5 protein-coding genes and 1 pseudogene are annotated in these 4,127 nt (G+C 48.6%); 3 read left to right on the forward strand and 3 right to left on the reverse strand.

Features of this window, described 5'->3' with window-relative positions; genetic code table 11:
* Positions 1-313, forward strand: a 313-nt coding sequence (locus NDA06_RS26270) for an ABC transporter C-terminal domain-containing protein (RefSeq protein ID WP_348251942.1), incomplete at its 5' end; no start/stop codon positions are given.
* Between the two features lie 52 nt (positions 314-365).
* On the opposite strand, the gene NDA06_RS26275 is transcribed toward NDA06_RS26270, so the two are convergent.
* Positions 366-1,490, reverse strand: a complete 1,125-nt coding sequence (locus tag NDA06_RS26275; RefSeq protein ID WP_190985718.1) for a THUMP domain-containing protein — start codon at positions 1,488-1,490, stop codon at positions 366-368.
* 43 nt (positions 1,491-1,533) lie between these two features.
* A complete protein-coding gene (locus NDA06_RS26280) occupies positions 1,534-2,091 on the reverse strand; it encodes a Uma2 family endonuclease (protein WP_190411498.1) in 558 nt (185 codons plus the stop codon).
* Between the two features lie 57 nt (positions 2,092-2,148).
* On the opposite strand from NDA06_RS26280, the gene NDA06_RS26285 reads away from it, so the two are divergent.
* Complete coding sequence (locus tag NDA06_RS26285; RefSeq protein WP_277878365.1) at positions 2,149-2,274, forward strand: hypothetical protein; 126 nt, start codon at positions 2,149-2,151, stop codon at positions 2,272-2,274.
* Positions 2,275-2,304: 30 nt separating this feature from the next.
* Positions 2,305-2,586, forward strand: a complete 282-nt coding sequence (locus tag NDA06_RS26290) for a hypothetical protein (protein ID WP_190429356.1) — start codon at positions 2,305-2,307, stop codon at positions 2,584-2,586.
* Between the two features lie 106 nt (positions 2,587-2,692).
* Here NDA06_RS26290 and NDA06_RS26295 read toward each other — a convergent pair.
* A pseudogene (locus NDA06_RS26295) lies at positions 2,693-4,127 on the reverse strand (MFS transporter); the annotation flags it as partial.

Here is a 4,127-nt window from a genome sequence, read left to right on the forward strand (position 1 = left end):
CGAAGCTGCCAATGCTAAGGATAGCTCAAAGTCAGCGCCGCCCCAAGTACGTCCAGCAGAGCCACAACCCTCTAGTAACAATAACAACAAACGGCGTAGGCTTTCAACTTGGGAAAAGCGCGAGTTTGAGAAACTTGAAGGCAAGATTGCTCAATTGGAAACTGAAAAAGCTGAGGCAGAGAGAGCGCTTTATAATGCGGCTCCTGGCAAAGTCGCCCAAGTTGGGGAACTCTATCAAAAGGTGGAAACTTTAACTCAAGCTATTGATGCTGCGACTGAACGCTGGATGGAACTCGCTGAGATTGAGTCTTAACACAATCGGGGAGAAAGATGAATGCTTTCGATTCTTCCACTGGCTTTAATTTTTAATACAATTCGTACTTGAGCAAAGTACACGCTAAAGAACCGTTATAAACAGGAATGCGACGAGATGTTTTGAGTCCCACTCTTTTCGATAACTCTTTGTTTCCGGTCAAAACAAAGGCAGTCCAACCTTTGAAGCGTTGTTTGAAAACATCACCGAGCATTTTGTAGAGTTCGCCCAATTCTCTCTCATCTCCCAGACGTTCTCCGTAGGGTGGATTACAGATGAGAACGCCGCTGTCTGCGGGTGCTTCTAATTGGGATAATTCGGTTTGCGTAAACGTTAGCTTATCTGCAATGCCGCACCGTTGGGCATTCGTGTGAGCTTGGCTTAGGATATCAGGGTCTTTGTCGCTCCCCCAAATTGGTGCTTTTAAGTCTGAGATTTCGCTGTTTTCGGCTTCCGCCCATATCTCGTCCCACAGCTGTTCGTCAAAGTCCAGCCAGCTGAAAAAGCCAAACTTTTCCCGAAATAATCCGGGGGCAATATTCAAAGCTTTTAAAGCCGCTTCTAAGGGAAGAGTTCCAGAGCCACAGAGCGGGTCTAAAAAGGGAAGATTCGCATCCCACTCTGCCATGTCGAGGATAGAAGCCGCTAGAGTCTCCTTAAGCGGAGCCAGCCCCATTGCGGGTCGATATCCCCGGCGGTGGAGACTGGTACCCGAACTGTCTAAACTTAAAATACAACGGTCTTGATGGATGTGGACATTAATCCGCACATCTGGATTTTCGGTATCAACGCTAGACCTGTGACCGGATTTGTCACGCTGTTGGTCTACGATGGCGTTTTTAACTTGTAAAGCCGTGAAGTGGGTGTGGTTAAGTTTTTGATTGCCTCCTGTACAGTCCACAGCTAGGGTGTTGTTGGGATGTAGATAGTCAAGCCAGGAGATTTTTTGCACCTCCCGGTAGAGCATCTGGGCGTCATAGCAGGCAAATTCATGGATGGGGACTAGGACTCGAAAAATTGTCCTTGCCCAGAGATTCACCCGGTATAGCATTGCTTTATCGCCAACAAAATGCACTCCAGTGAAATCAGGACGGACTTCCTTTGCCCCTAAACGTTCCAGTTCAGCAGCAGCAATAGGTTCTAGACCACGGGCAACTGTGGCAAAGTAGTGATTCATCATGAGAGCGATCGCATCTATAGCATCTGTAACAGTGGAACCATTAAATCAGTTCTGCTTGTTCAAAAATCTGTCTGGGTGTTAGTTCCAAACCTAGAAGCAGGGTATCCACAATGGGCATCGTATCTGTGTAGACTTGACTCGATCCATCTGGGAAAAATACCCGGATATTCATCGCTTCAGGATCTACAACCCAGACTCTTAAAATACCAGCGTCAAAGTAGTCTTTCGCTTTATTTTCAAATTCTTTCAGGGTTTGGTCTGGGGAAATAATCTCAATTACCAGTTCGGGAGGCACAGGACAAGCTTCGTTCCGCTTCCAACTGGCGGGTAGGAGTTGGTAAGAAATGTAAGTCAAATCGGGTATAGGTGCCCAGTCTTGACCATGACGTTTCAACAGCACTGCCCATTCTTGAACAACTCGTCCTCGTCCTTTACACCAGGCACCAATGAGAACCCACAAAGCTGACTGTAGTACAGAATGAAAAAGCTTAGGAGACACTTTAGGCACTGCCTGACCATCTACAAACTCATAGGTTACATCTCCTTCAGGTAAAGCTAGAAATTCCTGTAATGTGAGTTTGGTTCCGGTGCCTACCATGACTATAAGTTATCCAAGTGGATGGGCTAATAAATCTATGGTACAAAAGCGCTCCCCTTGAGTTTAAATCTGGAAGTTGCCGGTTGGCTGGAGTCGGAGCAAGCCATGAATGAGATTTTAGAGAGCGATCGCTCTGAATTCACAACTTTCCTGAAAAAGCACCGAGTTGTGCGAACCTATTAGCAGTTCCATCACTCCTGTACTGGAGGAACAATGACGCCGATCGAGTTTCTGGTATTGTTGGTCATTGCTGCATTCTGCGGCGGCACTGGGCAAGCGTTAGTGGGTTACTCGGCAGGGGGCTGTCTACTCTCGATAATTGTCGGGATTATCGGTGCATATATTGGATTGTGGGTAGCCAAAGAGTTTAATCTTCCGGTGATATTTGCCCTCAATATTGGAGGGAAATCCTTCCCGATTATCTGGTCAATTATCGGCTCAGCTCTCTTGGCAGCCGCTCTCGGTTTGATCAATCGAACAAACCGGCGGCGATGACTTGGGAAATCTCAAGCTTTTCCAGAGAAAGTATTGAGCCGGATGCAAAATATAAGAAAAAGCCTCCTGAAAAGGAGGCTTAATTTGCTTGGAAATCGTTAAAGCTTTAGCTAAAGAAAGCGAAACCGGATACAGCGACGACTCCAGCGATCGCTGCGGTTGCTACGGAAGTTAGCGCGGTTCCAAAGAGCCACCAAGCAGCGGTTGCAGCGGATTTTCGGGTTTCCTCAGCTTGCTGCTTCGCTTTGTGCTTGAGGTCTTTGATGCGTCGTTTCGTTTCCTGCTGGAAGCGTTCAGCGCGGTGTATCGTACTCTCGCGCACCCCTTCAATCTGGTCGATGAGTCGGTTGGCATCCGCTTGGGAAATATCCTCACGGGAACTCAACAGCGCCACCAACGTGTCCCGATCGAATTGACTCAGGCGATCGCGCATCGCGTCAAATCCAGCTTGCGGATCGTCGAACAATTTGCGGAAGTCGCGCTTAATTCCCTCGTAATTGAGTTCTGGACGCTCCAGGGAGTTGAAGTAATTGCGAATTTTGCCAAAAACTCCGTCAAGCACCGATTGCACTTTATGCTGGGCATTCTGCGCTTGTTCGACAAATTGATGGCGCACCGATTCGATTTGATCGACAATCCGGTTGGCTTCTTCCTCGGAAATATCCTCCCGTTGCGATAGGAGTGCAACAAAGGTAGAACGGTCGAAATGAGAGAAGCGATCGCGAATATTCTTCCACCCGGCTTGTGGATCGTTGAGCATTAATTGCAACTCGCGTTTGATGCCTTCCGGGTTGAGTTCTTCTTTGTCAGTGTTCCGCAGGTAATCTTCCAAATCGGTTTGGAAATTCCGAACCGTGTCTCTGGCACGGGTTGCCAAGCGGCGCGGGGCTTTGACAATGCTGTGAATCGCCTCTTGCACCCGATCGATTGCCCGATTGACTTGCTCTTCGCTCAAGTCTTCTCGTTGACTCAACAGCTTCACCAAGGTTTCCCGATCGACGTGAGACAGCCGTTCTCTCAGGGCCAAACTTCCCTCTTTCGGGTCATTCAGGAGTTTTGCCAAATCCTGCTGGATGCCTTGCGGATCGAGTTCTTCCAGGTTGGTGTTTCGCAGATACTCAGCAATCTGGTTCGTCACTTGGTCGTAGCGATCCTTCGCTTGACCGGCTAATTGTTGCGGTGCGTGCAGAATAGTCTCTCGCACCGATTCGATCTGATGGATTGTGCCATCGATCTGTTCTTCGCCCAGATCGCCGCGTCCCTTGAGCAATTGCACCAGCGTATCGCGGTCAAAGTGAGAAAGTCGCGTCCGGAGTGCGGCAAGTCCTGCCTGAGGGTCATTGAGAAGCGTTTGCAACTCTCGCTTGATGTCTTCAGGATTCAGTTCTTCTTTGTGAGTATCGCGCAGATAGGATTCTACCCTTTGCCACAGTCCTTCGGCTTCAGATTTAGCGCGATCTTGCAATTCTTGAGCTTGAGACAAGACGCGATCGCGCGTACTTTCCAACTGACCGATGAGTTGATCGGCTTCCTCTTGACTC

The sequence above is a fragment of the Trichocoleus sp. ST-U1 genome, assembly GCF_039961835.1.
Classification (GTDB): domain Bacteria; phylum Cyanobacteriota; class Cyanobacteriia; order Cyanobacteriales; family FACHB-T130; genus FACHB-T130.